This window comes from Mesorhizobium yinganensis (assembly GCF_040081985.1).
Classification (GTDB): domain Bacteria; phylum Pseudomonadota; class Alphaproteobacteria; order Rhizobiales; family Rhizobiaceae; genus Kumtagia; species Kumtagia yinganensis.
Genome location: NZ_JBEBMH010000010.1, coordinates 91,260 through 118,223 on the forward strand (window position 1 = coordinate 91,260; position 26,964 = coordinate 118,223).

General features: G+C 64.0%; 30 protein-coding genes. 7 read left to right on the forward strand and 23 right to left on the reverse strand.

What is annotated here, in order from left to right:
* The first annotated feature begins 38 nt into the window (after positions 1–38).
* Positions 39–1,448 carry a type I glutamate--ammonia ligase gene (glnA, locus tag ABMA59_RS19010; RefSeq protein ID WP_349006952.1) on the forward strand — a complete coding sequence of 470 codons (1,410 nt, stop codon included), beginning with the start codon at positions 39–41 and terminating at the stop codon, positions 1,446–1,448.
* Positions 1,449–1,533: 85 nt separating this feature from the next.
* On the opposite strand, the gene ABMA59_RS19015 is transcribed toward glnA, so the two are convergent.
* Positions 1,534–2,412, reverse strand: a complete 879-nt coding sequence (locus ABMA59_RS19015) for an alpha/beta fold hydrolase (RefSeq protein ID WP_349006953.1) — start codon at positions 2,410–2,412, stop codon at positions 1,534–1,536.
* Between the two features lie 456 nt (positions 2,413–2,868).
* Between ABMA59_RS19015 and minC the strand changes: the two genes are divergently transcribed.
* The 4 genes from minC (at position 2,869) to ABMA59_RS19035 (ending at position 4,968) form a co-directional block, all read left to right on the forward strand.
* The gene (minC, locus tag ABMA59_RS19020; protein WP_349007108.1) at positions 2,869–3,618 is read left to right on the forward strand and encodes a septum site-determining protein MinC; all 750 of its coding nucleotides are present in this window, start codon (positions 2,869–2,871) and stop codon (positions 3,616–3,618) included.
* Positions 3,619–3,650: 32 nt separating this feature from the next.
* Complete coding sequence (gene minD, locus ABMA59_RS19025) at positions 3,651–4,466, forward strand: septum site-determining protein MinD (protein ID WP_349006954.1); 816 nt, start codon at positions 3,651–3,653, stop codon at positions 4,464–4,466.
* Positions 4,463–4,726, forward strand: coding sequence for a cell division topological specificity factor MinE (gene minE, locus ABMA59_RS19030; RefSeq protein WP_349006955.1), 264 nt, complete (start codon positions 4,463–4,465; stop codon positions 4,724–4,726). Before minD ends, minE begins: the two co-directional genes overlap by 4 nt.
* 62 nt (positions 4,727–4,788) lie before the next feature.
* Positions 4,789–4,968 (forward strand): hypothetical protein, encoded by a 180-nt coding sequence (locus ABMA59_RS19035; protein WP_349006956.1) that lies wholly within the window; start codon positions 4,789–4,791, stop codon positions 4,966–4,968.
* Positions 4,969–5,062: 94 nt separating this feature from the next.
* Here ABMA59_RS19035 and ABMA59_RS19040 read toward each other — a convergent pair whose 3' ends face one another.
* From ABMA59_RS19040 to ABMA59_RS19055, 4 genes are all read right to left on the reverse strand, one after another.
* On the reverse strand, positions 5,063–6,502 hold the full coding sequence (locus ABMA59_RS19040; RefSeq protein ID WP_349006957.1) for a TRAP transporter large permease: 1,440 nt from the start codon (positions 6,500–6,502) through the stop codon (positions 5,063–5,065).
* Complete coding sequence (locus ABMA59_RS19045) at positions 6,499–7,008, reverse strand: TRAP transporter small permease (RefSeq protein ID WP_349006958.1); 510 nt, start codon at positions 7,006–7,008, stop codon at positions 6,499–6,501. Before ABMA59_RS19045 ends, ABMA59_RS19040 begins: the two co-directional genes overlap by 4 nt.
* Before the next feature lie 53 nt (positions 7,009–7,061).
* The gene (locus ABMA59_RS19050) at positions 7,062–8,117 is read right to left on the reverse strand and encodes a TRAP transporter substrate-binding protein (RefSeq protein ID WP_349006959.1); all 1,056 of its coding nucleotides are present in this window, start codon (positions 8,115–8,117) and stop codon (positions 7,062–7,064) included.
* 322 nt (positions 8,118–8,439) lie between these two features.
* On the reverse strand, positions 8,440–9,480 hold the full coding sequence (locus ABMA59_RS19055; RefSeq protein WP_349006960.1) for a glutamine synthetase beta-grasp domain-containing protein: 1,041 nt from the start codon (positions 9,478–9,480) through the stop codon (positions 8,440–8,442).
* A 411-nt stretch (positions 9,481–9,891) separates the two neighbouring features.
* On the opposite strand from ABMA59_RS19055, the gene ABMA59_RS19060 reads away from it, so the two are divergent.
* Positions 9,892–10,086 carry a DUF2735 domain-containing protein gene (locus tag ABMA59_RS19060; protein ID WP_349006961.1) on the forward strand — a complete coding sequence of 65 codons (195 nt, stop codon included), beginning with the start codon at positions 9,892–9,894 and terminating at the stop codon, positions 10,084–10,086.
* A gap of 122 nt (positions 10,087–10,208) precedes the next feature.
* Here the strand turns inward: ABMA59_RS19060 and ABMA59_RS19065 are convergent, their stop codons facing one another.
* The 7 genes from ABMA59_RS19065 to ABMA59_RS19095 form a co-directional block, all read right to left on the reverse strand.
* Complete coding sequence (locus ABMA59_RS19065) at positions 10,209–10,997, reverse strand: ATP12 family chaperone protein (protein ID WP_349006962.1); 789 nt, start codon at positions 10,995–10,997, stop codon at positions 10,209–10,211.
* A gap of 10 nt (positions 10,998–11,007) precedes the next feature.
* Positions 11,008–11,664, reverse strand: coding sequence for an HAD-IA family hydrolase (locus ABMA59_RS19070; RefSeq protein ID WP_349006963.1), 657 nt, complete (start codon positions 11,662–11,664; stop codon positions 11,008–11,010).
* Positions 11,661–12,569, reverse strand: a complete 909-nt coding sequence (locus ABMA59_RS19075; RefSeq protein WP_349006964.1) for a DMT family transporter — start codon at positions 12,567–12,569, stop codon at positions 11,661–11,663. The genes ABMA59_RS19070 and ABMA59_RS19075 overlap by 4 nt, the downstream gene beginning before the upstream one ends.
* Entirely contained in the window at positions 12,566–13,549 is a 984-nt protein-coding gene (locus tag ABMA59_RS19080) for an RluA family pseudouridine synthase (RefSeq protein WP_349006965.1), read from the reverse strand. The genes ABMA59_RS19075 and ABMA59_RS19080 overlap by 4 nt, the downstream gene beginning before the upstream one ends.
* A gap of 33 nt (positions 13,550–13,582) precedes the next feature.
* Positions 13,583–13,957, reverse strand: coding sequence for a fluoride efflux transporter CrcB (gene crcB / locus ABMA59_RS19085; RefSeq protein WP_349006966.1), 375 nt, complete (start codon positions 13,955–13,957; stop codon positions 13,583–13,585).
* 67 nt (positions 13,958–14,024) lie between these two features.
* A complete protein-coding gene (locus tag ABMA59_RS19090) occupies positions 14,025–14,864 on the reverse strand; it encodes a protein-L-isoaspartate O-methyltransferase family protein (protein ID WP_349006967.1) in 840 nt (279 codons plus the stop codon).
* A gap of 75 nt (positions 14,865–14,939) precedes the next feature.
* Complete coding sequence (locus tag ABMA59_RS19095) at positions 14,940–16,232, reverse strand: NCS2 family permease (protein WP_349006968.1); 1,293 nt, start codon at positions 16,230–16,232, stop codon at positions 14,940–14,942.
* On the opposite strand from ABMA59_RS19095, the gene ABMA59_RS19100 reads away from it, so the two are divergent.
* Entirely contained in the window at positions 16,204–16,581 is a 378-nt protein-coding gene (locus tag ABMA59_RS19100; RefSeq protein WP_349006969.1) for a hypothetical protein, read from the forward strand. The two genes, ABMA59_RS19095 and ABMA59_RS19100, sit on opposite strands and share 29 nt — an antisense overlap.
* A gap of 18 nt (positions 16,582–16,599) precedes the next feature.
* On the opposite strand, the gene ABMA59_RS19105 is transcribed toward ABMA59_RS19100, so the two are convergent.
* The 11 genes from ABMA59_RS19105 to secY all read right to left on the reverse strand — a co-directional run bounded on the left by ABMA59_RS19105 (position 16,600) and on the right by secY (position 26,917).
* On the reverse strand, positions 16,600–17,916 hold the full coding sequence (locus tag ABMA59_RS19105; protein ID WP_349006970.1) for a replication-associated recombination protein A: 1,317 nt from the start codon (positions 17,914–17,916) through the stop codon (positions 16,600–16,602).
* A complete protein-coding gene (locus ABMA59_RS19110) occupies positions 17,916–19,409 on the reverse strand; it encodes a DegQ family serine endoprotease (RefSeq protein WP_349006971.1) in 1,494 nt (497 codons plus the stop codon). Before ABMA59_RS19110 ends, ABMA59_RS19105 begins: the two co-directional genes overlap by 1 nt.
* Before the next feature lie 100 nt (positions 19,410–19,509).
* Positions 19,510–20,628: a 2OG-Fe(II) oxygenase gene (locus ABMA59_RS19115; protein WP_349006972.1), complete on the reverse strand. Its 1,119-nt coding sequence runs from the start codon at positions 20,626–20,628 to the stop codon at positions 19,510–19,512.
* Positions 20,629–20,758: 130 nt separating this feature from the next.
* Positions 20,759–21,433, reverse strand: a complete 675-nt coding sequence (locus tag ABMA59_RS19120; protein ID WP_349006973.1) for an ankyrin repeat domain-containing protein — start codon at positions 21,431–21,433, stop codon at positions 20,759–20,761.
* 143 nt (positions 21,434–21,576) lie between these two features.
* The gene (locus ABMA59_RS19125) at positions 21,577–22,095 is read right to left on the reverse strand and encodes a metal-dependent hydrolase (RefSeq protein WP_349006974.1); all 519 of its coding nucleotides are present in this window, start codon (positions 22,093–22,095) and stop codon (positions 21,577–21,579) included.
* A gap of 184 nt (positions 22,096–22,279) precedes the next feature.
* Entirely contained in the window at positions 22,280–22,705 is a 426-nt protein-coding gene (rplQ, locus tag ABMA59_RS19130) for a 50S ribosomal protein L17 (RefSeq protein ID WP_349006975.1), read from the reverse strand.
* A gap of 98 nt (positions 22,706–22,803) precedes the next feature.
* Complete coding sequence (locus ABMA59_RS19135) at positions 22,804–23,814, reverse strand: DNA-directed RNA polymerase subunit alpha (protein ID WP_349006976.1); 1,011 nt, start codon at positions 23,812–23,814, stop codon at positions 22,804–22,806.
* Between the two features lie 106 nt (positions 23,815–23,920).
* A complete protein-coding gene (rpsK, locus tag ABMA59_RS19140; protein ID WP_349006977.1) occupies positions 23,921–24,310 on the reverse strand; it encodes a 30S ribosomal protein S11 in 390 nt (129 codons plus the stop codon).
* Between the two features lie 124 nt (positions 24,311–24,434).
* On the reverse strand, positions 24,435–24,803 hold the full coding sequence (gene rpsM / locus ABMA59_RS19145; protein ID WP_349006978.1) for a 30S ribosomal protein S13: 369 nt from the start codon (positions 24,801–24,803) through the stop codon (positions 24,435–24,437).
* Positions 24,804–24,983: 180 nt separating this feature from the next.
* Positions 24,984–25,580: an adenylate kinase gene (locus ABMA59_RS19150; protein WP_349006979.1), complete on the reverse strand. Its 597-nt coding sequence runs from the start codon at positions 25,578–25,580 to the stop codon at positions 24,984–24,986.
* Positions 25,577–26,917, reverse strand: coding sequence for a preprotein translocase subunit SecY (gene secY / locus ABMA59_RS19155; protein ID WP_349006980.1), 1,341 nt, complete (start codon positions 26,915–26,917; stop codon positions 25,577–25,579). Before secY ends, ABMA59_RS19150 begins: the two co-directional genes overlap by 4 nt.
* Positions 26,918–26,964: the final 47 nt, after the last annotated feature.

Genomic DNA, 26,964 nt, shown 5'->3' on the forward strand with positions numbered 1-26,964 from the left:
CCCCACTTTCAAAACGTCATCACACAGGGAAACAGGAAATGACGACAGCCAAAGACATCATGAAGCAGATCAAGGAAAACGAAGTGAAATTCGTCGACCTGCGCTTCACCGATCCGAAGGGCAAGCTTCAGCACGTGACGATGGATGTCGCCGAGGTAGACGAGGACATGTTCGCCGACGGCGTCATGTTCGACGGCTCCTCGATCGCTGGCTGGAAGGCCATCAACGAGTCCGACATGGTACTGATGCCGGACACCGATACGGTCCACATGGATCCGTTCTTCGCGCAGTCGACCATGGTCATCCTGTGCGACATCCTCGACCCCGTTTCCGGCGAGGCCTATAACCGCGACCCGCGCGGCACCGCCAAGAAGGCCGAAGCCTACATGAAGGCCGAAGGCATCGGCGACACCATCTTCGTCGGCCCTGAAGCCGAGTTCTTCGTGTTCGACGACGTCAAATACAAGGCGGATCCCTACAACACCGGCTTCAAGCTCGATTCGACCGAGTTGCCGTCGAACGACGACACCGACTACGAGACCGGCAACCTCGGCCACCGGCCGCGCGTCAAGGGCGGTTATTTCCCGGTCCCGCCGATCGATTCCTGCCAGGACATGCGCTCGGAAATGCTGACGGTGCTGGCCCAGATGGGCGTGCGCGTCGAGAAGCACCACCACGAGGTGGCGGCCGCCCAGCATGAGCTCGGCGTCAAGTTCGACGCGCTGGTGCGCAACGCCGACAAGATGCTGCTCTACAAATACGTCGTGCACCAGGTCGCGAACGCCTACGGCAAGACCGCCACCTTCATGCCGAAGCCGATCTTCGGCGACAACGGTTCGGGCATGCATGTGCACATGTCGATCTGGAAGGACGGCAAGCCGACCTTCGCCGGCAACGAATATGCCGGCCTCTCCGAGAACTGCCTGTTCTACATCGGCGGCATCATCAAGCACGCCAAGGCGATCAACGCCTTCACCAACCCGCTGACCAATTCCTACAAGCGGCTGGTTCCCGGTTATGAAGCCCCGGTGCTGCTCGCCTATTCGGCGCGCAACCGCTCGGCCTCCTGCCGCATCCCGTTCGGCTCGTCGCCGAAGGCCAAGCGCGTCGAGATCCGCTTCCCCGATCCGGGCGCGAACCCCTATCTCGGCTTCGCGGCGCTGCTGATGGCCGGCCTCGACGGCATCAAGAACAAAATCCACCCCGGCCAGCCGATGGACAAGGATCTCTACGACCTGCCGCCGAAGGAATTGAAGAAGATCCCGACCGTCTGCGGCTCGCTGCGCGAGGCCTTGCAGAGCCTCGACAAGGACCGCGGCTTCCTGAAGGCCGGCGGCGTCTTCGACGACGACCAGATCGACGCCTATATCGAGCTGAAGATGGCCGAGGTCATGCGTTTCGAGATGACCCCGCACCCGGTCGAATACGACATGTATTATTCGGTGTGAGGCGCCCGCCATTCACCGGATCGATCAGCCAATACAGTGGACCCCGGCCGAAACGCCGGGGTTTTCCGTTGCGGTTGACTTCCGATCAATAGCGGCCTGCGCCCATCGCAGGCCCCGCCACGGACATTGTTGACGCCGACAGGTCCGGGCGCTGCAACCGATTTTGCGCGCGCGTGACATTGCAAGCGATCAGGCTCGCGACCTGTGCGGGGTGGGTCGAGATCATGAAATGCGCCGCGCCGCCGATCGTCTTGAACGTAGCGCCCTCGATCGACACGCCGACAAGGCCGTTGGCGCGGCAGATCGCTGGGTGGCTGCTGCCGCCGACGATCACGGAGACGGGAACATCGATCGCCGCAAGCGTTTCCGGCTCCAGCGGATGACTATAGGCACACGCCCAGTCGAGCATGTTGACCGGCGTCGTCGCGACGGCATAGGCACGGACTTTCTCAGGCCACGACGCATAGGTCCCCTCGCCGCCATAAAAGTCGATCATCATCCGGATCGCCTCCGGGTCGCCGCCGCGATAGGCCGCGAAATAGGCGTCGGTCATGTCGCGGAACGCGCGATAATGCGCGTGCTCCCGAAAATGGCGCAACAGAGACGGCAGCGGCGCCTCCAGCACGGTCAGGCTGGCGATCTCCACGCGCTTGCGCATGGCCACGATCAGCGCCACCGCGCCGCCGAAGGAGTGGCCGACAAGATGCACTTGCCCGCCTGCCCTGTCGACGACAGCTTCCAGCATTTCCGCCTCGCGCAGCACGGAAGGATCGTTTTCGCTCCGCCGCTCTTCGGTCACCCCATAACCCAGCAGGCTCGTCGTCACGAAACGGAAGTTCCCGTCAAGCACTTTCATCACCGGGCGCCAGGCCGCGCCGGTGCTGCAAGATCCCGGCACCAAAACCAGCGTCGGACCCGATCCGCGCTCTTCATATTCGATACGTCCGCGCTCTTCGTCGATCATATTCGTGCTCCACGGGACAACCTTTGCCCGCACGGACACGGCTTCTAGGCGCTGGCTGTTTCGGGACGACGCTGCAACGGTAGCCTACCGGAAACGGCCCTGTTACAGCGCGACCCAGACCGTGGCACGCACCGGCCGACCGTGTTGTCCGCATCGCTATGGCAAGCGGCGCCCGCAGGCAGCCCGGCCTCGTCCCGTCCGCCGGGTGCGACGACGGCCATCGGGAAACGTCCTCTGTTCCCTTAACGCCACATGCCAAACGCCGCGACTCAGCTATCCTGCCCGCTACCCAAACCGCGCGAAGCCGGACGCGGCGACCTGACAAAAGCGTCACGCAAGCCTCCATGGATAGACCTTCGTGAAGGAATTTTCGCTTCTCGCGCATGCCAGCACCGGCGTTAACCATTGGTTAACCATCATGACCCTACGGATTGAAGCAACGGAAAATTAACCATGATGAATCAGCCGCTAACCGACACGCGACCGATCCGCCTCAAGGGCCGCTCCTTCCTGGCGCTGACGCTTTCGCCGGAACTGCCGTTCGACGGCTGGCTTGCCCGGCTCGACGACCTCGCGGCGCGCTCCACCGGGTTCTTCCTCGGGCGGCCCGTGGTGCTCGACGTCGACAACCTCGACATCAACCGGTCGCAATTGACCGAGCTGATCGGCGCGCTCGCCAAGCGCAATGTCTGGCTCATGGGTATCGAAGGCGCGCGACCGTCGCTGCTCGGCCCGGGCATGCCTCCTTCCCTTCGCGGCGGCCGCGCGGCGCCAGACTTCGAAGCGCCCCCCGCTGAAGCGGCTGCCGCCGCGCGCCCCGTCGACGCGGACAAGCCTGCCGAGCCGCAGCCTGTCGAGATGCCGCCGATCCGGCCGGCTCAATCGATCATCATCCGCGAACCGGTGCGTTCCGGACAATCTGTGATCTTCCCCGAAGGCGACGTCACCGTCGTCGGCTCGGTCGCATCGGGCGCGGAAATCGTCGCCGGCGGCTCGATCCATGTCTACGGGACGCTCCGGGGTCGCGCCCTGGCCGGCTCGGTCGGCAATTCCGCCGCGCGCATCTTCTGCCGCAAGCTGGAAGCCGAGTTGCTGGCGATCGACGGGCTCTACAAGACCGCCGAGGACATGGACGGCAAGCTGCGCGGACAGGCCGTCCAGTTCTGGCTGGAAGGCGATGCGATCGTGGCGGAAGCACTGAATTGAGCCGGCAACAGACCGGGGGACAGGAGAGCGAAATGGCAAAAGTAATCGTGGTTACATCGGGCAAGGGAGGCGTCGGCAAGACGACATCGACCGCCGCCCTGGGGGCCGCGCTGGCGCAGCGCAACGAAAAGGCGGTCGTCGTGGACTTCGACGTCGGCCTGCGCAATCTCGACCTCGTCATGGGTGCCGAGCGCCGGGTCGTCTACGACCTCGTCAACGTCATCCAGGGCGACGCCAAGCTTCCCCAGGCGCTGATCCGCGACAAGCGGCTGGACACGCTCTTCCTGCTGCCGGCCTCGCAGACCCGCGACAAGGACTGCCTGACGGCGGAAGGCGTCGAGCGAGTGATGGACGACCTCAAGCGCCATTTCGACTGGATCATCTGCGACAGCCCCGCCGGCATCGAGCGCGGCGCAACGCTCGCCATGCGCCATGCCGACACCGCTGTCATCGTCACCAATCCGGAAGTCTCGTCTGTCCGCGATTCCGACCGCATCATCGGCCTGCTCGATTCCAAGACTGCCAAGGCGGAGCGCGGCGAACGGGTCGAAAAGCACCTGCTGCTGACCCGCTACGACGCCACCCGCGCCGAACGCGGCGACATGCTGAAAGTCGACGACGTGCTGGAGATCCTGTCGATCCCGCTGCTCGGCATCATTCCGGAGAGCATGGACGTGCTGCGCGCCTCCAATGTCGGCGCGCCGGTGACGCTCGCCGACAACCGCAGCGCGCCGGCCATCGCCTATCTGGAGGCTGCCCGCCGGCTCGCGGGCGAGACGCTGCCGGTCAGCATTCCGGGCGAAAAGCGGGGGCTGTTCAGCAAGTTCTTCGGAAGGAGGGCGGCATGAGCCTTTTCAACTTCTTCAACAAGAAAAGCTCGGCGCCGACGGCGCGCGAACGCTTGCAGGTGCTGCTCGCGCACGAGCGCGCGACGGTCGGCCACTCGGACCTCGTGGCCAAGCTCAGGGAGGAAATCCTGGCCGTCATCGCCAAGCATGTGCAGATCGACCAGGACAAGGTCAACGTGAAGATGGACCGCGGCGAAAAAGTTTCGACGCTGGAAGTCGACATCGAGATCCCGCTGAACGCGGGTGCGCGGGCGGCCTGAGGCCGTCCGCTTCGGCGGCAGGCGTGTTGTCTGTCGCCCACGAAACGAAAGGAGAGACGAGCATGACCCGACTGGCACTTCTGCAGCGCCTCCAGGAACTCCAGCAGACGCCTAAATTCCAGAACCGCGACATCTGCGCGATCAGCGCGATGCTCTCCAAGGAGGCGTTGGCCAAGCACGTGGAAGTTTGCGAGGCCGCCGTTGCCGCGTCCGGCCGGACGCCGGCTGCCACCTTGCAATGAGGCAATCCACGGTGGGGCACGCGGGTCGTGCCCCTCGAATCATGGCCGGCCCGTCATTGGCTTTGCCGCCTGTCGTCTGAGCTTTTCGGACGCATCAATTCAGCGCCTTGACCAGCCAGAGCGAGACGATCGGAAAGGCTGTCAGGATGGCAAGCCGGATGAGGTCGGCAATCACGAATGGGATGACCCCGCGATAGGTGCTGACGATCGGCACATCGCCGGCGATCTTGTTGATGACGAAGACGTTGAGGCCGATCGGTGGCGCGGCAAGCCCGATGCCGACGACGACCAGCACCAGGATGCCAAACCAGATCGCCACATCCTCGTGGCTCATGCCGAAATCCAGGGTCAGCACGATCGGCATGAATACCGGCAGAGTGAGCAGGATCATCGCCAACTCGTCCATCACCGCGCCAAGCACGATGTAGATCGCCAGCATGCCGCAGATGACCGCGTAAGGTGCCAGCCCGGATTGACCGACAGTTTCCGCCAAAACCATCGGCATCCGCGTCAGCGCCAGGAAGGCGCCGAAAACCTCCGCCCCGAGCAGGATCAGGAAGATCATGCCGGTGGTCTCTGCCGTTTGCAGCAAGGCGCGTTTGATCCGGTCACGGTCGAGCGTGCGTTGCAGCAGCCCCAGGGCCAGCATGACCGCTGCGCCGACGGCTGCTCCTTCGGTCGGCGTGAATATACCGCCATAGATGCCGCCTACCACGATGACGGCGACGCCGGCGGCTGGAATGACTGCAAAGTCCGCGCCGATCAACAGCAGACCGACAATCGCCAGCAGGATTGCCCCGACATTGCCGGCGGCGCCGAAAAACCAAAGCGCGGCGGCGGTGACCAGCATTCCGCCCACCGGTCGCGCCCAGACCGGGCGCGGCGTTGTGGATGGAGGCGCCATCTCCAGCGGCGGCGCAAGCTGCGGGTTGCGCCGCACCACGGCGGCAATGGCGATGCAGTAGAAAATCGCAGCCAGCAGGCCGGGAAGGAGCGCCGCCTGGAACAGCTTTGCGATGTTTTGTTCCGCAGTGATCGCATAGATGACCAGGACGACCGACGGCGGGATCAAGATGCCCAGCGTGCCGCCGGCGGCAATCGTTCCGGTGCCGAAACCGGGCGCAACCTTTGCCCGTCGCAGTTCTGGCAGCGCCGCCCGGCCGAAGGTCGCAGTGGTCGCCACCGACGAGCCGCAGATCGCGCCGAAGCCGGTGCAGGCGGCGATCACTGCCATCGGCATGCCGCCGCGGATGCGGCCGAGCCGCCGCTCCGCCACCTTGAACAGCGTCGCCGCGATGCCCGACTGCTCGGCCAGCGCGCCCATCAGGATGAACAGCGGAATGACCGAGAGCGTGTAGCTGGCGAACTGGCTGTAGGTGTTGGTGCGCAGATAATAGATCAGCGCATGCGAGCCGTTCAGCTCCGCATAGCCGACGCAGCCGACCACCAGCATGGCGAGCGCGATGGGCATGCGCATGGCGATCAGCAGGAGCATCGCGGCAAAGCCGAGACAGGCGACGGCAAATCCGCTCATGGCCGCCTACCGGCAATCTTGACGGCGGCCAATACGAAGGCGATCACGCTTGCCAGGCCGGCCAGCAGCGCGCAGGCCATGTAGACCGGCCAAACGGGCCACGGCAGTTGGACAAGTGTCATGCCGAAGGAGCGCGCCTCCAGCCCGCCTGAAAACAGGCCCCAGGCGAAGAAGGCCAGGAAGCAGCCCAACAGCAAGTCCCAAACGCCGTCGATGCGGGCGTTCAGGCGCGCCGGCAAGCTGGCGGTGAAAGTGTCCACCATGATGTGGCCGCTGCGCGCCTGCGTGTAGCCAAGGAAGGCGAAGACCGCGACGCCGACCGCGATCTCCACCAGTTCGTAGTCTGCGGGCATCGGGCTGTTGAACAGCCACCGCCCGACGACGCTCACGGTCACCAGGCACGCAGCGAGGCAGGTGAGGATGCCGCCAATGACGGCAAGTACCGCCGCGAGCTTTTGCAGCGCCTGGGGCAATTGTCCGTCGACCTGGTTCGCCGGCACATCCATGGGCTACTCCGGAAAAGCTGAGGACTCGCGGCGAAACAGCGCCGGGACGGCACTCACGCCTTGGAGTATTTGGCGATCAGCTCCTGCGCCGACGCGATCAGCGCCTCACCATCCAAACCCTTGGCCTTGACGTCCTCGATCCATTTGGCGTGGACCGGTTTCGTCACCTCCACCCAGCGGGCCTTCTCCTCGTCGGAGATGACGCTGACCGTGCCCTTGCCCTCTGCCTCGACCTTGGCCCGCACTTGGGCGCCCACCGTGTCCCACATCGTGCCGGCGAGATTGGCGAAGGTCATGCCGCTGTTCTCGTCCAGCACCGCCCGCAGATCGTCCGGCAGTCTCTCGTAGCTTGCCTTGTTCATGGCGAGGAAGAAGGTTGCCGTATAGAGCGTCGGCGAGCCGGGAATCTCGGTGTGGAATTTTGTCAGCTCGTCGACCTTGATCGAGGGCACCACTTCCCAGGGGATGACGCAGCCGTCGATCGCCCGCTGCGCCAGCGCTTCCGGAACCTGCGGCACCGGCATACCGACAGAAGTGGCGCCAAGCGCCGTCAGCGCCTCACCGGCCAGTCGTGTCGGGTTGCGCAGCTTCAGCCCGGCGAGGTCCTCCATCTTGGCGATCGGCTTGTTGGTGTGGATCAACCCCTGATCGTGCGCCCAGAAGCACAGGATCTTTGTATCGGCCGTCTCCTTGGCCAGGTGGGACTCACCATACTCCTGGGCGGCCGGTGCATTCGCCGTCGCTTTCTGGGCTGCGATGAAGGGCAGTTCGAACACTTCCGTTGAGGAAAATCGCCCCGGCGTGTAGCCGGGCAAGGTCCAGACGATGTCGACGACGCCGTTGGCCGCCTGATCATAAAGCTGCGGCGGCTTGCCGCCGAGTTGCATAGCCGGAAAAATCTCGATTTTCAGCCTGCCCCGGCTTTGCTCTTCGATTGTCTTCGTCCACGGCATCAGCAGCTTGGCATGGACGTTGGACACAGGCGAGAGGAAATGGTGCAGCTTGAGCGTCACCGTCTCCTGGGCAAGGGCCGGGCGCGACCTGAGCAGTGCCGGCGCGGCCAGCGCCGCTCCCGTGGATGCCATGAATGCGCGTCGTGAAAGTCCCATCGTCTCCTCCCTGAACTGGCGTCACCCTGGGTGACGGATATCTGGATTGCAAGACCTTGCCGCAATCGGCGCGCCTCGTGCCTACAACAACCGGGCGTCGTGCCTCCTTCCGCAGCCTCCCTTTGATCTCCCGCCCGGACCGGCTCGCCGGCCAATCCAAAGTCCGTCAAAACACCTCCGTTTACAACGGCATTCTCCGGCTCAACGCGTTCGTTCTCGCCGGGATCGAGCGCGGACGACCGGAAGATCAATCCGGATCGTGTGCGCAAAAAGCCCGGCGGATCGCTCCGCCGGGCTTTTTCTTAGCAGCGATCGCTAAAACTTACGCGGCAGCCTTTTTGGCCACGTCGAGCGGTACTTCCGAGATCGTCTTCAGCACCTGGCTGGCGATCTGGTAGGGGTCGCCCTGCGAGTTCGGGCGGCGATCCTCGAGATAGCCCTTGTAGCCGTTGTTGACGAAGGAATGCGGCACGCGGATGGAGGCGCCGCGGTCGGCCACGCCGTAGGAGAACTTGTTCCACGGCGCGGTCTCGTGCTTGCCGGTCAGGCGCTTGTCGTTGTCCGGGCCATAGACGGCAATGTGATCCATCAGGTTCTTGTCGAAGGCCGCCATCAGCGCCTCGAAATAGGCCTTGCCGCCCACTTCACGCATATATTTGGTCGAGAAGTTGCAATGCATGCCCGAGCCGTTCCAGTCGGTGTCGCCAAGCGGCTTGCAGTGGAACTCGATGTCGATGCCGTACTTCTCGCACAGACGCAGCAGCAGGTAGCGCGCCATCCAGATCTGGTCGGCGGCCTTCTTGGAGCCCTTGCCGAAAATCTGGAACTCCCACTGGCCTTTCGCCACCTCGGCATTGATGCCTTCGTGGTTGATTCCGGCGGCCAGGCAGAGGTCGAGATGCTCCTCGACGAGCTGGCGGGCGATGTCGCCGACGTTGCTGTAGCCGACGCCGGTGTAATACGGGCCCTGCGGCGCCGGATAGCCGGTGGTCGGGAAGCCGAGTGGGCGGCCGTCCTTGTAGAAGAAATACTCCTGCTCGAAGCCGAACCAGGCGTCCTCGTCGTCGAGGATGGTGGCGCGCTTGTTGGACGAATGCGGGGTGACGCCGTCCGGCATCATCACTTCGCACATGACCAGCGCGCCATTGGTGCGGGCCGGGTCGGGGTAGATGGCGACGGGCTTCAGCACGCAATCCGAGCTGTGGCCTTCGGCCTGCATGGTCGACGAGCCGTCAAAACCCCACAGCGGCAGTTGCTCGAGCGTCGGGAATTCGGCGAATTCCTTGATCTGCGTCTTGCCGCGCAGGCTGGGCGTCGGCACGTAGCCGTCGAGCCAAATATATTCGAGTTTGTATTTCGTCATTCGGGCCTCTCTGAACCGATGCGCCAGCCTGGGCGGCGCAGCCAAAGGCGTCCGGCCAGATGGACCGGATCCCGCGTGATTAAAAAGCAATTAATGTGCCAGTCGCCCGGACAGCCCACGAAATCGGAAAAAGCGCGGCGTAGCGCCGCGGCGGCGCTCGGTTTCGAAAGACGAGAGGCAGGCTGCCGCGCGACGACAGCCGGGAACTTCGCCGTCTCAGGAACGTTGCGCTGAATGACGCGACGCCTCGACTGAGGCGATATCTGGCAACAAGATGAGCAGAAGTAGATAAAGTTCAAAAAATAGGCAATCCGCGAACTGTATAAATGCATATTGCCTAATTCGTTTGCAGAGCCTATATAGTCTCACACGCAATATGTCTAGACGGGGAAGAACGCAGGAAATACCGCCATGACGACGACCAGCCCGCGCGAAACTGCCAAGATCTTTACCTTTCCCACGAAGGGTGGCCGAGCGGTAGCAAGTCCGAAAGCCTCGCAGCCGAATTCGGCTCGAGTCGTCATCATGCCGCGTGCTGTCAGCCTCGCCTTCGACGCCTGGTATCATCAGGCCGCCGTCCAGGAAGAGCGGGACGCCAAGCGGTAAGGCTCGACCTGCCGGCAGTTACCTGCCGCAAGCTTGCCCCCCATCGTTTGTCTGCGTTCAGCCGACGTCGTGAAAATCCGACGCGTGGCAGCTATATCGACAAAGTTGCTTGAGGGCTTCGGTCAGTCGAGCGCTTTGATCAGCCGCGCTGCAGCAAACATGTCGCGGCGGCGGGCGGCGCGGCGGGCCATCGCTTCCGAATCCTGGCCCCAATGTTCGGTCTGCCAGTCCTCGTCGACATGGGCGGCGGCCCATGCGGTCTCCGCGTCGAGTTCGCCCGCATCCACCGCCAGCGCCAGCAGCGCCGATCCGGTCAACGACGTCATGAGATGCAGGGCTGCCAGGCGGAACGGATCGGCGCGGCCGCGCAGGTGCAGGCCGATGGCGGCGATTGCCTCGCGCGGCTGCTCGACATGGATGACCCCTTCCGCCAGGTTGAGCCGCGCGCCCAGTGCCGAGCGCGCCCAGTCGAGCACGCCGTCCCAGGCTTCGTTCTGGCGCTGCACCAGCCCCTCGGGCGCGTCGGCCCGGTAGCAGAGCAGGTCGGAGGAGGCAAAACGCAGAATGTCCTCCAGTACGGCGTCGGCCTCGCGCGCGACCCCGTCTATCGAGGTGTTGGCAAGCCGCATCACCGGCATCGTGACAGGGTCCATGACTTCCCGCTGCGCGTCGAATTCTTCCGCCACGAGCCGCGCCGCGGCTTCGGTCGGCAGTTCGATCGGCGCCCGCGCCGGCGTGCGCGCGATCTTGCCGTCAAGTTTGACCACCTGCCCTACCGAACCCGGCTCGATCGTCACGGCCTGATAAAACCGCTTCGGCAGCGGCGTCTTCATCTGGATCTGGGCACGCCGCACCGGATCAGGGTCGGACAGATGACGGGTGGCGTCGAGGTCGTTCAGAATATCGCGCATCGAAGATCCTTCAGGCCAGCAGCAGAGGAATCAGTTCGGCGGGATCGCGCAGGACACGTTCCGCGCCGGACGACATCAGCGCCTCGGCATCGTGGTAACCCCAGCCGACGCCGATGGCGCGGGCACCCGCCGATCTCGCCATCTGCATGTCATAGATGGCGTCGCCGACCACGAACGTCGAGGCCGGATCGACACCTGCGAAGGCGCAGCATTCCAGCACCATGGCCGGATGCGGCTTCGACGGGCAATCCTCGGCGGTGCGCACCACCAGAAACGTCTCGCCGAAGCCGTGCGTGGAAAACACCGCCTGCACGCCGCGCCGCGATTTTCCCGTCACCATGCCGACAAGGATGTCGTCGCGCTTCGCGAGCCCAGCGATAAGTCCGGCTATGCCCGGAAAAAGCGGCTCCGAAAAATCAGCCTCGCCGCGCATGGCGTGGAAATGATGCTTGTAGCGCTCGGCCAGCGTATCGATGGCCGGGTCGACCTCGCGGCCCAGCATCTGCGCGATTGCGAGGTTCAACGTCAGGCCGATGACGCTCTTGGTCGCCGCGAGATCGGGCAGCGCCAGACCGGCTTCGGCGAAGGCGCGCTCCATGCAGGCGTGAATGACGGCGGCGCTGTCGACCAGCGTGCCGTCGCAGTCGAATAGGACGAGATGGGTCACGCTCGGCTCCTCGCCGGCCGGTTGACGAGCACCAGACCCACGCCGATGAGGCCGAGCGCCAGGAAAATGCGGATCGACAGCGGCTCGCCGAGCAGGATGCCGCCCATCAGCACCGCGAAGGCCGGCGTCAGGAAGGTAAAACTCGTCAGGCCGGACGCCGGGTAGCGCCGCATCAGCCAGAACCAGACGACATAGGTGAAGGCGACCACGAAAATCGCCTGGAACAGCAAAGCGGCGGTCGGCAGGACAGTGACGTCGCGCAGCATCGGCCCGGCAAAGGGCAGAAGCGGCAGGATGACGATTGCCGAGACCGCAAGCTGGTACATCAAGAGCTTTTCGGCGCTGGCGCGCACCAGCCGCGTGCCCTTGATCACCAGCGTCGTCGCCGCCCAGCATATGCCCGCGGCGAGGCTCATCAGGTCGCCCCAGATGGCATCCGGGCCGGGCAGACTGAGCTTGTCGGAGAACACCAGAGCAACCCCGCCGAAAGCCAGCAGGAGGCCTGCCAGCTTGCGCATCGACATGCGCTCGCCCAACAGGAAATGCGCGCCGAGCAGCACCCAGAACGGCATGGCGTTGACCATCAGCGTGTTGCGCGCCAGCGTGGTGTAGTCGAGACCGACGAAGATCAGCAGGAACTCGGCACCGAAAAGCATGCCGGCGGCGATGCCAGGCCATAGCGTGCCGTCGCGCTCGAACAGCGGGATGCGGCGCCACCAACACCAGCCGAAGACGAGCGCCGCGGCGATTGCCGAGCGCAGGACGGTCAACAGCACCGGATTGTAGCCGGCATTCGACAGTTTCGCGGCGACGCCGTTCAGGCCCCAGCAAAAAGTCAGGCCGAGCATGATGACCACCGCCGCCGTGTCGATGGCATCGCGGCGGTCCAGCGTGGCGGCGGTCACGCCTCTTCCTCGGCGCTCGCCTCGTCGAAGCCGAGCAGCGCCCAGCTCTGGCGCATGTGCGGCGGCAGCGGCGCGGTCACGTCGATCTTTCCGCCGCCGGGATGCGGTATCACGATCCGCCGGGCATGCAGATGCAGCCGGTTCTGGATGCCGCCGGGAAACTCCCAATTGGTATCGGCCTCGAAATATTTCGGATCGCCGATGATCGGGCAGCCGATATAGGCGGCGTGCACGCGCAGCTGGTGGGTGCGGCCCGTATGCGGCTCCATCTCCAGCCAGGACAGATTCTGGCCGGCTTGCTCGACCACGCGGTAGTAGGACACCGCATGATCGGCCCCCTCCTCGCCATGCTCAGCGACCCGCATGCGGTCGCCGTCGAGCGAAGGTTCCTTGACCAGCCAGGTGGAAATCTTGTCCTCGCGCTTCCTCGGCACGCCTTTGACCAGCGCCCAGTACGTCTTCTTGGCATCGCGGCCGCGAAACGCTTCCGCCAGCTTCATCGCCGCCAGCCGCGTGCGCGCCACCACCAGCACGCCCGACGTGTCGCGGTCCAGCCTGTGCACCAGCCTCGGTTTCTCGCCCTTCTTGTTGCGAAACGCCTCCAGCATGGAATCGACGCTGCGCGTCACGCCCGAACCGCCCTGCACGGCAAGGCCGGAGGGCTTGTCGAACACCAGAACCTTATCGTCCTCGAACAGGATCATGCGCGACAGCGCTTCGGCGTCGTCCACCCCGCGAAGAGTCTTCTGCGTCAGAGGCGCACCCTTCTTGTCCACCTCCAGCGGCGGGACGCGAACGGTCTGCCCAGGTTCGACGCGCGTGTCGGATTTCGCGCGCGCGCCATCGACGCGCACCTGACCGGAGCGCAGCAGTTTTTGCAGATGGCCGAAGCCGAGACCGGGATAGTGCGCCTTGAACCAGCGGTCGAGCCGCATGCCCGCCTCGCCGTCCTCGACCTTGATCTGTTCAACACCTGCCATTGCGCGCGTTCCTTTGGGACCGGCGCAATAGCATCATGCGAAGCTTCTTGCGAGCCAAAGACCCAGAAAGACGGCAACAAGAGTGCCAAGCAGGCTGGCCGCGGCATAGAAGGCGGCCGATCCCATCGCTCCGCGCTCCCAAAGCAGGGCGAAATCCAGCGAAAATGCCGAAAACGTGGTGAAGCCGCCAAGAATGCCGGTGGCGAAGAAGAGGCGGAGTTCGTTAGAAGCGTTGAAGCGCCTTGCCAGCACCTCGATGAAGACGCCCATGATGAAGCAGCCGACGATGTTGATGGCGAGCGTGCCCCATGGAAACGAGGTTCCGAGCCGCATGGCCCCCATGTTGACCAGATGACGCAACGCGGCGCCGATGCCGCCGCCGACTGCGACGAGGAGAACATTCTGCATCCCGCTCTCCTAGCCGAATCCGGCGGCGTCATCCAGCGTAGCTGCCGCGTGAATCCGCCTCGCCAGCTCAGGTCAAATTCGCACTCGAAAACCAGAGATCGGGATAGACCGCCACCGCGGTCTCATCGGGCGGGCGTTCTTGGGCCAAAAAAATCGACTTGATGTGCCTCGCCTCCGCAGGCGTCGGCTGCCGGCGGGTGACGTGATAGTCGGAGGCGCCGGCGCAAGGGATGAACCACGCCGAACTGAGGACGCGGGCGGAAAAACCCCGCTTCGCCCGCCTGGCGAGCACCGCCACGCCGATATTCTCAGCCGGTCGCCAAGGGAAGACGATGCGCCCGCCAGGCTTCAACGCTTTTAGCCAGTGCAGCGGTGGCGCGACGACGCCGGCATTAACGTAGATGATGTCCGAGGGCGAGAAGGCGGACGTCACCGCGTCCACCGCGATGATGGTCGCATTGTCGAACGGTTTCAGGTTTGCCGCCGCATCGGCCGCCAGGTCGGCGTCGATCTCGAAGCCCGTCACCGTTCCGTCCGGCAGGACCAGTACGGCAAGCACGGCCGTGTAATAGCCGCCGCCCGCGCCGATCTGCGTGACGGTTTCGCCGGGCTGCGGCGCGACGGCGCCGATCCAGGCGGCGTGCAGGAACGGCTCGCCATTGTTGATGCCCTTGTCCCGGTCGATCGCGACCAGCACGTTCTGGTAGAGGAAGGCCGGGTCGGCGGTCGGCGTCGGGATGCGTTGGTTGTTCACCACCACCTGCCAGGGCCCGGGAGGCAGAAAGGCTTCGCGCGGGACCAGATCGAAAGCCCGCTCGATGCGCGGATCGCGTGACCCGCTCATCGCCGCCATCTGCCTGGCGTAATGGGTACGGACGTCATCGAGCCTGGTTTGCCGTTTGGACATATCCCGATCATGGCGCAGGCCGGCGGACCTTTCCAGCGCCGGCCCACAGTCATGTTGCGAACGAATGCCTCCCGGTCACTCGGAGAAGAAGGCGAAGCGGATGATGAAAAGCACCGCGACCAGCCAGGTCGCCGGATGCACCATGCGCGCCTTGCCGGTCACCGCCTTCAACACGACGTAGCTGATGAAACCGAAGGCAAGGCCGTTGGCGATCGAGTAGGTGAACGGCATGGCGAGCGCCGTCAGCGCGGCCGGCGTCGATTCGGTCACGTCGCTCCAGTCGATGTCGACCAGCTCGTGCATCATCAGCCCGGCGACGTAGAGCAATGCCGGCGCGGTCGCATAGGCCGGCACTGATCCGGCCAGCGGCGAGATGAACAGCGCGGCGAGGAACAGCAGGGCGATAACCACCGCGGTCAGGCCCGTGCGGCCACCGGCCTGCACGCCCGACGCGCTCTCGACATAGGCGGTGGTGCTGGACGTGCCGAGCATCGAGCCGGCGACGATCGCGGTGGAATCGGCGAACAGCGCCTTGCCGAGATTGCTGGGCCTTCCCGGCTCGATCAGCCCTGCCCGCTTGGCGACGCCGATCAGCGTACCGGTGGCGTCGAACACCTCGACCAGCACGAACACCAGGACCACCTGCACGATGCCGACATGCAGGGCCCCCATCAGGTCGAGTTGCAGAAAGGTCGGCGCAAGGCTCGGCGGCGCCGAGACGATGCCCTGGAACGGGCTCAGGCCGAACAGGATCGACAATATCGTGACGACGAGAATGCCGATCAGGATCGAGCCGCGCACCTTGAGCGCGTCCAGACCCGCGATGACGAAGAAGCCGAGGATGGCCAGCAGCACGCCCGGCTCGTGCAGGTTGCCCAGCCCGACCAGCGTCGCCGGATTGTCGACGACGATGCCGGCGTTCTTCAGCGCGATGATGCCGAGGAAGAGGCCGATGCCCGCCGCGATCGCCGCCCGCAGAGATTGCGGTATGCCGGCGATCAGCCAGGAGCGCACGCCGGTGATGGTGAGGATGAAAAAGATCACGCCGGAGATGAACACCGCGCCCAGCGCCTGCTGCCAGGTGAAGCCCATGACGGCCACCACCGTAAAGGCGAAGAAGGCATTGAGCCCCATGCCCGGCGCCATGCCGATCGGCCAGTTGGCAACCAGTCCCATCACCAGAGACCCCAGCGCGGCGGCGAGACATGTCGCCACGAACACCGCGTTGCGGTCCATGCCGGTCGACGACAGGATGTCGGGGTTGACGAAGATGATGTAGGACATTGTCAGGAATGTCGTCAGTCCGGCAATCACCTCGGTGCGGACCGTGGTGTCGTGCTTGCCGAGCTTGAAAAGCCTTTCCAGCATTTTTCCATTCCCCTTCTCCGCGCGGGCGGCCGCGACGGCGGTGCGATTTCAGATCGACGGGGACGAGTTGACGCGCTTCAACGAGCGGACGGCCAAGGGCCACCCACCTGAAATCGGTACTGATGTTGGTCAACGCGCAGACCGCGTGTCGCCGTCACAGGCGCATCGCGTGGTCCAGAACATCCGGTGGCTCGCGCCGGCGGCGGATGTCTCAACTCCTCCCTATCGCCATCATGATCGGGGTTGCGACCCTAAAGTGCAAGACGCTAAACCGGCCGGAAAATTTAAAGCAGTTTCAAACCGGCCGCCGACAATGAGCTTCCGGCTGCGCCCGATCAGGCGGATATGAGGTGTTCAAGGCTGGCGTTCAGCCGCCGGCCGACCGTTCCGCCCTGAGCTTCGCCCAATAGTCCAGCCGCTTGCGGATCTCCCGCTCGAAACCGCGATCCGGCGGATCGTAGAATTGCTGCCGGCCTATCTTCTCGGGGAAATAATCCTGGCCGGAAAACGCATCCGGCTCGTCATGGTCGTAGCGATAGCCGGCGCCGTAGCTCTCTTCCTTCATAAGCTTGGTCGGCGCGTTGAGGATCGTCTTGGGCGGCAGCAGCGAGCCGAATTCCTTGGCGGCGCGGGTCGCGGCTTTGAACGCGGTATAGGTGGCGTTGGATTTCGGCGCGGTCGCCATGTAGATCGCGGCCTGCGCCAGCGCCAGTTCCCCCTCCGGCGAACCGAGATAGTCGTAAGCGTCCTTCGCAGCATTGGCGATCACCAGCGCCTGCGGGTCGGCCATGCCGATGTCCTCGACCGCCATCCGCACCAGTCGCCTGCCGAGATAAAGCGGGTCCTCGCCGGCATCGAACATGCGCGCCAGATAATAGAGCGCGGCGTCGGGATCGGAGCCGCGCACGGATTTGTGCAAGGCGGAGATCAAATTGTAGTGGCCGTCCTGGCTCTTGTCGTAGACCGGCGCGCGCCGCTGCACGACGCGCTGAATCCCCTCGGCATCGAAGACTTCCTGCGGCCGCGCGGCCCGCCAGACCTCTTCGGCAAGCGTCAGGGCGGCGCGGCCGTCGCCGTCGGCCAAACGCAGAAGCACCGCCCTCGCCTCTTCGTCGAGCGGCAGTTTTTTACTTTCTGTCTCCTCCGCGCGTTGCAACAGCAGTTCGATGCTGCCTTCGTCCAGCGTATGAAACACAAGGACGCGGGCGCGGGACAAAAGCGCCGCGTTGAGTTCAAAGGACGGATTTTCGGTCGTGGCGCCGACGAGGATGACGGTGCCATCCTCCATGACCGGCAGGAAGGAATCCTGTTGGGCCCGGTTGAAGCGATGGATCTCATCGACGAACAGCAGCGTCTGGCGCCCGTTGGTACGGCGCAGGCGCGCCGTCTCGAATACCTTCTTCAGGTCCGCGACGCCGGAAAAGATCGCCGAAATCTGTTCGAAGGCCAGGTTCGTCTCGCCGGCGAGCAGGCGAGCCACGGTGGTCTTGCCCGTGCCCGGCGGCCCCCAGAAGATCATCGAGCCGAGCGAGCCCGAGCGGATCATGCGCGTCAACGCGCCGTCCGGGCCGGTAAGATGATCCTGGCCGACGACTTCGCTCAGGCTCTTCGGACGCAGCCGATCCGCCAGCGGCCGGCCTTTTTCCGGCCGCTGCGGCTTGTCCTGAGCGAAGAGGTCGCTCATCAGTATCGAAGAACCTGGCGCAGCAGTTTACCGTCGCGCTCGACGGTGAAGCGCCACCACCGGGTATTCTGGCCCGCGATCTCGGCAAGCTGCGCGGCACTGGTGATGTCCTCGCCATTGACCTCGCGGACGATGTCGCCGGGGCGGAAGCCGAATCCCGCGGCGGGCGAATTACGGCCGATATCGGTGACGATGATGCCGCTAACGTCGGTGCGCATCCCGAGACGCTGCGCCAGCCGGGGCGAAAGAGCGGTCACCTCGGCCCCGGCGAAGGGGCTGCGGCCGTCGATCTTCACCGTTTCGTTGGAAGCGCCCTCGGGTGCGCGCTCCAGGCTGATCTCGATGGTCTTTTCCTCGCCCTTGCTGAGGATCTTGAGAGTGGCCTTGCCGCCGATCGGCTGTGTGGCCAGCCGGTAACCCAGCGCGTCGACATGCTCGATGGCGATGTCGTTCATGGCGAGCACCACGTCGCCCGGCTTCAGGCCGGCTTTGGCTGCCGGGCCGCCCTCGGCCACGTCGGAAACCAGCGCGCCGGTCGGCAGCTTCATGCCGAGCGATTCGGCGATCTGGGCGGTGACCGGCTCGAAGGTCGCGCCGATGAAGGGACGTTCGAAGAAGTCCTGCCCGTTCTTGGCGGCGTTCACCACGGCGCGCACGATGTTCGACGGGATGGCGAAGCCGATGCCGATCGATCCACCGGAGCGGCTGAAGATCGCCGTGTTGATGCCGACTAGTTGGCCGCTCATGTTAATCAGCGCGCCGCCCGAATTGCCGGGATTGATCGCGGCGTCGGTCTGGATGAAAAAGCCGAAATCCGAGACGCCGATATGCGAGCGGGCGAGCGCCGAGACGATGCCGCTGGTGGTCGTCTGGCCGACGCCGAAAGGGTTGCCGATGGCAAGCACCAGGTCGCCGATCTCCAGCGCGTCGGAATCGCCGATCGGAATCAGCGGAAAGTCCGCGTCACCCTCGATCTTGAGCACCGCAAGGTCGATGGATTCGTCCTTGAGCAGCACCTTGCTTTCGAACTCGCGGCCGTCGGAGGTGGCGACCTTGACCTCGTCCGCGTCGCGGATGACGTGATAGTTGGTCACCACGATACCGCTCTTGTCGACGAGCACGCCGGAACCCAGGGCCGCCTGCGCGCGCGGCGGGCCACCACCACCGAAGAAACGCTCGAAGAAGGGGTCGCCCTCGAAAGGCGAACGCGCCCTCGCCTGCTTGGAGGCATAGACATTGACCACCGCCGGCGCGGTTTCCTTCACCAGCGGCGCGAAGGAAAGCTGGATCTCCGCCCGGCCAAAAGGCAAGCGGCGGCCGGGAGGCGCGGGAGGTGGAGGAGGCTCCTCCATGCTTTCGAGAAGATCGGTCAGGATGTCCTTCAGGCCGGGCTCTGCCGGCTTGTCGGGCGCGGGCTTGTCCTGCGCCCAGGCAGACGTGGCAAGCAGAAGCAAAGCGGAAGCCAGAATGGCCATCCAGCCTTTCGGAACCATGCGAATCCTCCAGAGGAACGGCCTGACATAGACCCGAAGATTGTGTAAATTGAAAGGCATGTCTATGCGGCGGGCAGCAATGTCGGCCGCCCGCCGGTCCTCAGACTTTCACATAATTGCCGACGCTCTCGTCGAGATATTTGTTGTTGGCCTCACGGACCGCCGCGGCCGCGTCGTCGTAGAGGAACGGAAGGAACGCATAGCGTTTTCCGCGCGTGACCGGCGAGACGGCGTGAAGCAGCGAACAGGAGAAGACCACCGCGCCACCGGGCGGCGGCTTGAACGAGCGCGGTCCGTATTCGGGAAAACTCACCTCGCCGCCGTCGAAATCCGAATTGAGGTTGATCGACACCGCGAAACGGCGGTGCGCGGTGCCCTTCGTGGTGTTGTCGCGATGCGCGCGAAAATGCCCGCCATTGGCGCTGTCGTAGCAGGCGACGATATAGCGCTCCATGCGCGTCACCGTGTACTGGTGCACCTTCTGGATCTCGGGAACGATGCGGCGGATGATTTTCTGCCGCAATGTAAGCTTCAGCTTCTCATCCTCGATCGTGTAGTCGGCGCGGCGCTTGTGGCGCGCGTCGACGACCTCCACGGTCTTGCCGTTGACCTCGCGCATGAAGCCGGAATCCGTTCCGCCTGCCGCCTCGTAGAGGTCGATCAACTGCTGACAGAAAACCGGCTCGAACACGTTGGGTAAAACGATGATCGGCGCTTGCACGGAGAAACCGGGGAAGGATTCGACCGGCGGCAAGGCATCCAGATAGGCGCCAAGCTGGGCGCGTTCGGCGCCGTCGGCAAGCGCCGGCAAGATGGCGCGCACACGCATGGTCGGGTCGAGCACCATCCAGAAGCGGCGGATTGCCACCTGGCCGGAAACGCTGTCGACCGGAAGGCTGCCATAACGCTGGCCGATCTGCCCGTCGAAATCGAAAAAATGACGAACACCCGGCAGCGATTCCTTGATGCGGCCCTGAGCCTCGTCGTTGCGGTCATGGCTGACGCCGAAGAAGGCCAGTTTCCCGTCGTCGAAAAGCGAACGGCGCTCATCGACGATCTTGAGCATCGAGCGCCCCATCTCATCGGCAGCCGTGCCGAAGAAGCACAGCACGATGTAGCGGCCCGCGGCCGTGTCGAAATGGAACTTCTCGTTGGATGTCGACCGCTGCGTGAACCACGGGGCTGGGTCCCCCGTTTCGAGAATACGGTATTCCGGCATGATGTCTCCGAAGCCCTCCCAAGACAGAACAAGCAGCAGGCCCGCGCCTGCCGCTCGATGAACCCCAATCCCAGGAAACTACAGGAGAAAAACCGCCATGCAAACAGAAGCAGCGTTTTGAGGTGAACGCCTATCCATCCTGCATGCTGGTCTCGATGATGGCGGCAATCTTGTCGTATCCCTTGGAGCGCGCATGCTGGAGCGGCGTGACGCCGTCACGGTCCGGAACCTGCCTGGCCCCGGCGCCGATCAGTTGCCGCGCTATCTCCTGGTAGATGGGGCCGCCATTTCCAAGGATGACGGTCTCCATCAGCGCGGTCCAGCCGAGGCCGTTGACGTGGTTCACGTCGATTCCGGTTTCCAGCAGGATACGGACAGTCTCGGGATGGCCATGATGGGCGGCAGGGATCAGTGCGACCCCGCCATACCGGTTGGTGTCCTTGAGATTGGCCTTGCCGGTTGCAAGGATTAGCCGAAGAATCTCGTTTCGTCCCTCCGCGCCGGCATAGAGGAACGGCGTATCCTGGATCGCATCCTTGGCATTGACGTCCGCGCCCGCCTCGATGAGCAGGCGCGCCACCTCGACATGATTGGCGTGGGTGGCGAGCAGTAACGGCGTCCGCCGCGCCGAATCGAGCATGTCGACCTTCGCCCCGCTCTCCAGGAGGCGTTTCACCTGGCGGACGTCACCCGCCGCGGCTGCCTCGTAGAGCAACGATTCGTCTCCACCTTCGGCCGGCGCCAGCGAAGCCGCCGACACCAGCGCAACCAGAACCATGGTAACGACGCGCGTCAAGATCAACATCGGCCCGACTCCCGATTCCCACGGACACCACTCCAGCCCGTCCGGCACCGAAGCGGGCGTTGGTGTCCCAGCAAATTGCGACACCAATGGGACGGGGAGGAACGATCCAACGCGGCATTGACGACAAGCGCCGATCCTGCTGTTCAAAATGCCGTGCGGTCGATGTCTGACTGCTTCTGGCCGGGGAAATTGTCCGCCCGCCAAAGCATCAGCGCGGCGAAACAGACCACCAAGTCCAGCAAGAAGGTCCAGTATCCGACCGCGCTCAAAATCCAGTGACCGTAGTTGGCGGGGATGCGCACCAGTTCGTATGCCGTGGTGCTGAAAGGGGCGAACCAGCGGACGGGTCCCTGCACGGTGTCCGACGCCAGATGCGAGGCCACGCCGAGATAGAAACCAACCGCCGGCAGGACCCATGACCGGCGCAGCCTGTGGATCAGCGGCAATGTCGCCGCAGCCGTGACCAGCCAGAAGGACGGCCAATGCGTGAAATAATAGCGGTGATTGTATCTGCCGAAATCGATCAGATAGAAGCGGAGCATGTCGATGTCGGGCGCTATGCTGCCGAGAAGCGAAGCGGCAATAATGCCCCTCGCCACCCCATACCGGCGCCGCAGCGTCGATCCGATGATGTATCCAAGCGGCAGATGACCGATCAGCATGAAATCCCCTTGCGTCGGAGGCGCCGCGCAAAGAGATAGATCGCGATCTGGTCGTTCGTCGGTCCGACCGGTGCAGGGATTCTGCAGCAATCACGGCGACCGGGATAAGTTCCTTGAGGATACGACAAAACCGGCGAGCCTTTCGGCCCGCCGGTCCAAACGTTTCGGTCGCTGAAGAAGGGGCTTACGCCGCTTCGGCGGTCTCGGCTTCAGCCTCGACGCGGGCGCGATCGGCGGCACCCTTGGCCGACGTGTCGCGGTCGACGAATTCGATCACGGCCATCGCGGCATTGTCACCGTGGCGGAAGCCCGCCTTCATGATGCGCAGGTAGCCGCCGTTGCGGGTGGCATAACGCGGCGCGATCGTGTCGAACAGGCGCTTGACCACATTGTCGTTGCCGATCTGGGCAATCACCTGACGGCGTGCGTGCAGGTCGCCGCGCTTGCCGAGCGTCACCAGCTTCTCGACGATCGGACGCAGGTCCTTCGCCTTCGGCAGGGTGGTGACGATCTGCTCGTGCTCGATCAGCGAGACGGCGAGATTGGCCAACATGGCACTGCGGTGGCTTGCACTGCGGGCGAAGCGACGGCCTTTGAAACCGTGGCGCATGGCTGTCTTCCTTCTATCTTTTCAAGAGGCCACGGCCTCTGATGGTTTTCCGCATGGCCGTCGGACCGTAAGTCCTCGGAACCATGCTCTATTCAGGTTCAGTATTGGTCTTCGTAACGCTTGGCGAGGTCTTCGATGTTCTCCGGCGGCCAGTCGGCCACCTCCATGCCGAGATGGAGACCCATCGCGGCCAGAACTTCCTTGATCTCGTTGAGCGACTTGCGGCCGAAATTCGGCGTGCGCAGCATCTCGGCTTCCGTCTTCTGGATCAGATCGCCGATATAGACGATGTTGTCGTTCTTCAGGCAGTTGGCCGAACGCACCGAAAGCTCGAGCTCGTCGACCTTCTTGAGCAGCGCCGGGTTGAAGGCCAGTTCGGTGACTGCTTCTTCCGGTGCTGCCTTCTGCGGCTCGTCGAAATTGACGAACAGGCCAAGCTGGTCCTGCAGGATGCGCGCCGCGAAAGCGACGGCGTCCTCGCCGGAGATCGAGCCGTTGGTCTCGATCGACATGGTCAGCTTGTCGTAGTCGAGGACCTGGCCCTCGCGGGTGTTCTCGACCTTGTAGGACACTTTCTTGACCGGCGAGTACAGGCTGTCGACCGGGATAAGGCCGATCGGCGCGTCCTCGGCGCGGTTGCGCTCGGCCGGCACGTAGCCCTTGCCGGTGTCGACGGTGAACTCCATGCGGATCTCGGCGCCCTCGTCGAGCGTGCAGATCACATGGTCGGGATTGAGGATCTCGACGTCGCCCACCGTCTGGATGTCGCCAGCGAGAACGGCGCCCGGCCCCTGCTTGCGCACGACCATGCGCTTCGGGCCGTCGCCTTCCATCTTGATGGCGATTTCCTTGATGTTCAGCACGATGTCGGTAACGTCCTCGCGAACGCCCGCGATCGACGAGAACTCATGCAGAACGCCGTCGATCTGCACCGAGGTAACGGCGGCGCCACGCAGCGAAGACAAAAGTACGCGGCGCAGCGCGTTGCCGAGCGTCAGGCCGAAGCCGCGCTCAAGCGGTTCGGCGACGAGGCTCGTCAGCGTCTTGCCCTTCGACGAGAACTCGATCTTGTTCGGCTTGATCAGTTCCTGCCAATTTTTCTGGATCATTTTTCTTCCTTCCGCTGGCCCGCACCATCCAATCGTGACGGGCTCGTGTGGAAGCCGTGGAGGAGCGCATCACAAGAAGCGCTCGCGCGGCAGTTCTAAATCTTGCTTAGACGCGGCGCTTCTTGCGCGGACGGCAGCCATTGTGCGGGATCGGCGTGACGTCGCGGATCGACGTGATCGTGAAACCGCCGGCCTGCAGCGCGCGCAGCGCCGACTCGCGGCCGGAGCCGGGTCCGCACACCTCGACCTCGAGGGTGCGCATGCCGTGTTCCTGCGCCTTCTTGGCGACGTCCTCGGCGGCCATCTGCGCGGCGAACGGCGTCGACTTGCGCGAACCCTTGAAACCCTGGGCGCCGGCCGACGACCAGGCAATCGCATTGCCCTGCGCGTCGGTGATGGTGATCATCGTGTTGTTGAAGGTCGAATTCACGTGGGCGACGCCCGACGAGATATTCTTGCGCTCGCGACGGCGAACGCGTGTGGCTTCCTTGGCCATTTCAGTCCTTTCGTTCGATCTCAACGCCGCCGTAGTGCCAGCGGCTACACCAGAAGGCAGTAGGGCTTAGGCAGTAGGCAGTCGGTACATTTTCCCTACTGCCGACTGCCCATTGCCGACTGCCTTATTTCTTCTTCCCAGCAATCGCCTTCGCCGGGCCCTTGCGGGTGCGGGCGTTGGTATGCGTGCGCTGGCCACGGACAGGCAGGTTGCGGCGGTGACGCAGGCCGCGGTAGCAGCCGAGGTCCATGAGCCGCTTGATGTTCATCGACACTTCGCGGCGCAGGTCGCCCTCGACCTGGTAGTCGCGGTCGATGGCCTCGCGGATCTGCAGCACTTCGGCGTCGGTGAGCTGGCTGACGCGGCGATCCGCCGGGATGCCGACCTTGTCGACGATCTCCTGGGCGAACTTCTTGCCAATGCCGTGAATGTACTGAAGCGCGATCACCACGCGCTTGTTGGTCGGTATGTTGACGCCGGCTATACGGGCCATGTTTTCTCACTCCATGTAAGCCGGCAAAGCCGGCGCATCAATTGACCCGCGTCCGGTGGAGGCCGGCCCTTGCGGGTGTTCCTGTTAAGCAACGAAAGGGTCCGGAATGGACCCGAACACGCCGTTCCTTGAGGGGAGACGGCGGGCCATAATCTAAAACCGGCTGCTAGTCAAGTGCCCTCAGGCGGTTTCGGCGACCTTGCCGAGAATGCCTTCGATCGCCGCGGTGACCGCATCCATGTCGGCCATGCCGTCCACCGTCTTCAGCATCCCCTTGGCATAGTAGTAGCCGATCAGCGGCGCCGTCTTCTTGTAATACTCGCGCAGGCGCTCGGGCACCACGGCTGGCTCGTCGTCCTTGCGGACCGGCTGACCGGCGGCCTTCGCCTTTTCGGCACGCTGGGCGATTCGGTTGATCAGTTCCTTGTCGTCGACGACGAATTCGATCACCGCATCCAGGCGCTGCTTGCGTTCGGACAGCATCATCTGAACCGCATCGGCCTGAGCCAAGGTGCGCGGATAGCCGTCGAGGATGAAGCCGTCACGGCAGTCGTCCTGATCGATTCGCTCCGCGACGATCGCATTGACGATGGCGTCGGACACTAGTTCACCGGCATCCATCACCGCCTTGGCCTTCAGTCCAACGGGCGTCCCGGCCTTTACCGCGGCACGCAGCATGTCGCCCGTCGACAATTGCGGGATGCCGTATTTCTCGACCAGCCTCTGGGCCTGCGTGCCTTTTCCGGCCCCCGGCGGGCCAAGCAGAATGAGCCTCATCTTCCCCTCTTCCCCCCGCGGAGCTTCGACTTCTTGATAAGCCCCTCATACTGGTGGGCGATCAGGTGGCCCTGGATCTGAGCGACCGTATCGAGGGTTACACTGACGACAATCAAAAGCGAAGTGCCACCAAGGTAGAAAGGTACGCCAGTGGCCGAGATCAGGAATTCGGGCATGAGACAGATGACGACGAGGTAGAGCGCACCGATCACCGTGATGCGGGTCAGCACGTAGTCGATATATTCGGCGGTCCGCTCGCCCGGCCGATAGCCGGGGATGAAGCCGGAGTGCTTCTTCAACTGGTCGGCCGTGTCCTTCGGATTGAACACGATCGCCGTGTAGAAGAAGGCGAAAAACACGATCATCGCGGCATAGAGGAACATGTAGAGCGGCTGGCCGTGCCCGAGCGTCGCCAGCACGGTGCTGGCCCAGCCCGGCAGGTTCTGCGTGTTGGAGAAGCCCGCAACGGTCGCCGGCAGCAGCAGCAGCGACGAGGCGAAGATCGGCGGGATGACGCCCGACGTGTTGAGCTTGAGCGGCAGGTGCGACGTATCGCCCTGGAACATGCGGTTGCCGACCTGGCGCTTCGGATACTGGATCAGCAGGCGGCGCTGGGCGCGCTCGAAGAACACGATCACGGCGATGACCACGATCGCCAGCACGATGATCGCCAGGATGAGGCCGGTCGACAGCGCGCCGGTCCGGCCGAGTTCCAGCGTACCGCCAATCGCCTGCGGCAGGCCGGCGACGATGCCGGCGAAGATGATCAGCGAAATGCCGTTGCCGATACCGCGCGCGGTGATCTGCTCACCCAGCCACATCAGGAACATGGTGCCGCCGACCAGGGTGATGACCGTGGAGAGGCGGAAGAACCAACCTGGATCGCTGACGATGCCGGCGCCGCCTTCGAGGCCCACCGAGATACCGTAGGCTTGAACGAGAGCCAGCAGCACGGTGCCGTAACGCGTGTACTGGTTGATGATCTTGCGGCCCTGCTCGCCTTCCTTCTTCAGCGCCTCGAGCGACGGCACGACCGACGTCATGAGCTGCATGATGATGGAGGCGGATATGTAGGGCATGATGCCCAGCGCGAAGATCGCCATGCGCTGCACGGCGCCGCCGGCGAACATGTTGAATATGCCGAGGACGCCGCGGCTCTGCTGCGTGAAAGCCTGCGCGAATGCGTCGGGGTTGATGCCGGGAAGCGGAATGTAGGTGCCGAGGCGATAGACCAAAAGCGCACCCAGCGTGAACCAGATGCGCTTCTTCAGGTCTTCGGCCTTGGCGAAGGCCGCGAAATTCAGATTGGAAGCAAGTTGCTCGGCGGCCGATGCCATGGGGTATTCTCCGCTTCGTCACGCTGAGAGGGCCGCAGCGGCGGCAC

Coding starts and splice junctions, on each gene's coding strand:
- ABMA59_RS19050 (WP_349006959.1), bottom strand. CDS start 8,117: ATGGGACTTTCACGACGCGCATTCATGGCATCCACGGGAGCGGCGCTG.
- ABMA59_RS19065 (WP_349006962.1), bottom strand. CDS start 10,997: ATGCGCGATATTCTGAACGACCTCGACGCCACCCGTCATCTGTCCGAC.
- ABMA59_RS19135 (WP_349006976.1), bottom strand. CDS start 23,814: ATGATCCAGAAAAATTGGCAGGAACTGATCAAGCCGAACAAGATCGAG.
- ABMA59_RS19095 (WP_349006968.1), bottom strand. CDS start 16,232: ATGCTGGAAAGGCTTTTCAAGCTCGGCAAGCACGACACCACGGTCCGC.
- ABMA59_RS19120 (WP_349006973.1), bottom strand. CDS start 21,433: ATGTTGATCTTGACGCGCGTCGTTACCATGGTTCTGGTTGCGCTGGTG.
- minD (WP_349006954.1), top strand. CDS start 3,651: ATGGCAAAAGTAATCGTGGTTACATCGGGCAAGGGAGGCGTCGGCAAG.
- secY (WP_349006980.1), bottom strand. CDS start 26,917: ATGGCATCGGCCGCCGAGCAACTTGCTTCCAATCTGAATTTCGCGGCC.
- ABMA59_RS19110 (WP_349006971.1), bottom strand. CDS start 19,409: ATGGTTCCGAAAGGCTGGATGGCCATTCTGGCTTCCGCTTTGCTTCTG.
- ABMA59_RS19080 (WP_349006965.1), bottom strand. CDS start 13,549: ATGGCAGGTGTTGAACAGATCAAGGTCGAGGACGGCGAGGCGGGCATG.
- ABMA59_RS19090 (WP_349006967.1), bottom strand. CDS start 14,864: ATGTCCAAACGGCAAACCAGGCTCGATGACGTCCGTACCCATTACGCC.
- ABMA59_RS19105 (WP_349006970.1), bottom strand. CDS start 17,916: ATGAGCGACCTCTTCGCTCAGGACAAGCCGCAGCGGCCGGAAAAAGGC.
- minC (WP_349007108.1), top strand. CDS start 2,869: ATGAATCAGCCGCTAACCGACACGCGACCGATCCGCCTCAAGGGCCGC.
- ABMA59_RS19045 (WP_349006958.1), bottom strand. CDS start 7,008: ATGGATGTGCCGGCGAACCAGGTCGACGGACAATTGCCCCAGGCGCTG.
- ABMA59_RS19150 (WP_349006979.1), bottom strand. CDS start 25,580: ATGAGGCTCATTCTGCTTGGCCCGCCGGGGGCCGGAAAAGGCACGCAG.
- ABMA59_RS19125 (WP_349006974.1), bottom strand. CDS start 22,095: ATGCTGATCGGTCATCTGCCGCTTGGATACATCATCGGATCGACGCTG.
- crcB (WP_349006966.1), bottom strand. CDS start 13,957: ATGCAGAATGTTCTCCTCGTCGCAGTCGGCGGCGGCATCGGCGCCGCG.
- ABMA59_RS19115 (WP_349006972.1), bottom strand. CDS start 20,628: ATGCCGGAATACCGTATTCTCGAAACGGGGGACCCAGCCCCGTGGTTC.
- rpsK (WP_349006977.1), bottom strand. CDS start 24,310: ATGGCCAAGGAAGCCACACGCGTTCGCCGTCGCGAGCGCAAGAATATC.
- minE (WP_349006955.1), top strand. CDS start 4,463: ATGAGCCTTTTCAACTTCTTCAACAAGAAAAGCTCGGCGCCGACGGCG.
- glnA (WP_349006952.1), top strand. CDS start 39: ATGACGACAGCCAAAGACATCATGAAGCAGATCAAGGAAAACGAAGTG.
- rpsM (WP_349006978.1), bottom strand. CDS start 24,803: ATGGCCCGTATAGCCGGCGTCAACATACCGACCAACAAGCGCGTGGTG.
- ABMA59_RS19015 (WP_349006953.1), bottom strand. CDS start 2,412: ATGATCGACGAAGAGCGCGGACGTATCGAATATGAAGAGCGCGGATCG.
- rplQ (WP_349006975.1), bottom strand. CDS start 22,705: ATGCGCCACGGTTTCAAAGGCCGTCGCTTCGCCCGCAGTGCAAGCCAC.
- ABMA59_RS19055 (WP_349006960.1), bottom strand. CDS start 9,480: ATGACGAAATACAAACTCGAATATATTTGGCTCGACGGCTACGTGCCG.
- ABMA59_RS19035 (WP_349006956.1), top strand. CDS start 4,789: ATGACCCGACTGGCACTTCTGCAGCGCCTCCAGGAACTCCAGCAGACG.
- ABMA59_RS19060 (WP_349006961.1), top strand. CDS start 9,892: ATGACGACGACCAGCCCGCGCGAAACTGCCAAGATCTTTACCTTTCCC.
- ABMA59_RS19040 (WP_349006957.1), bottom strand. CDS start 6,502: ATGAGCGGATTTGCCGTCGCCTGTCTCGGCTTTGCCGCGATGCTCCTG.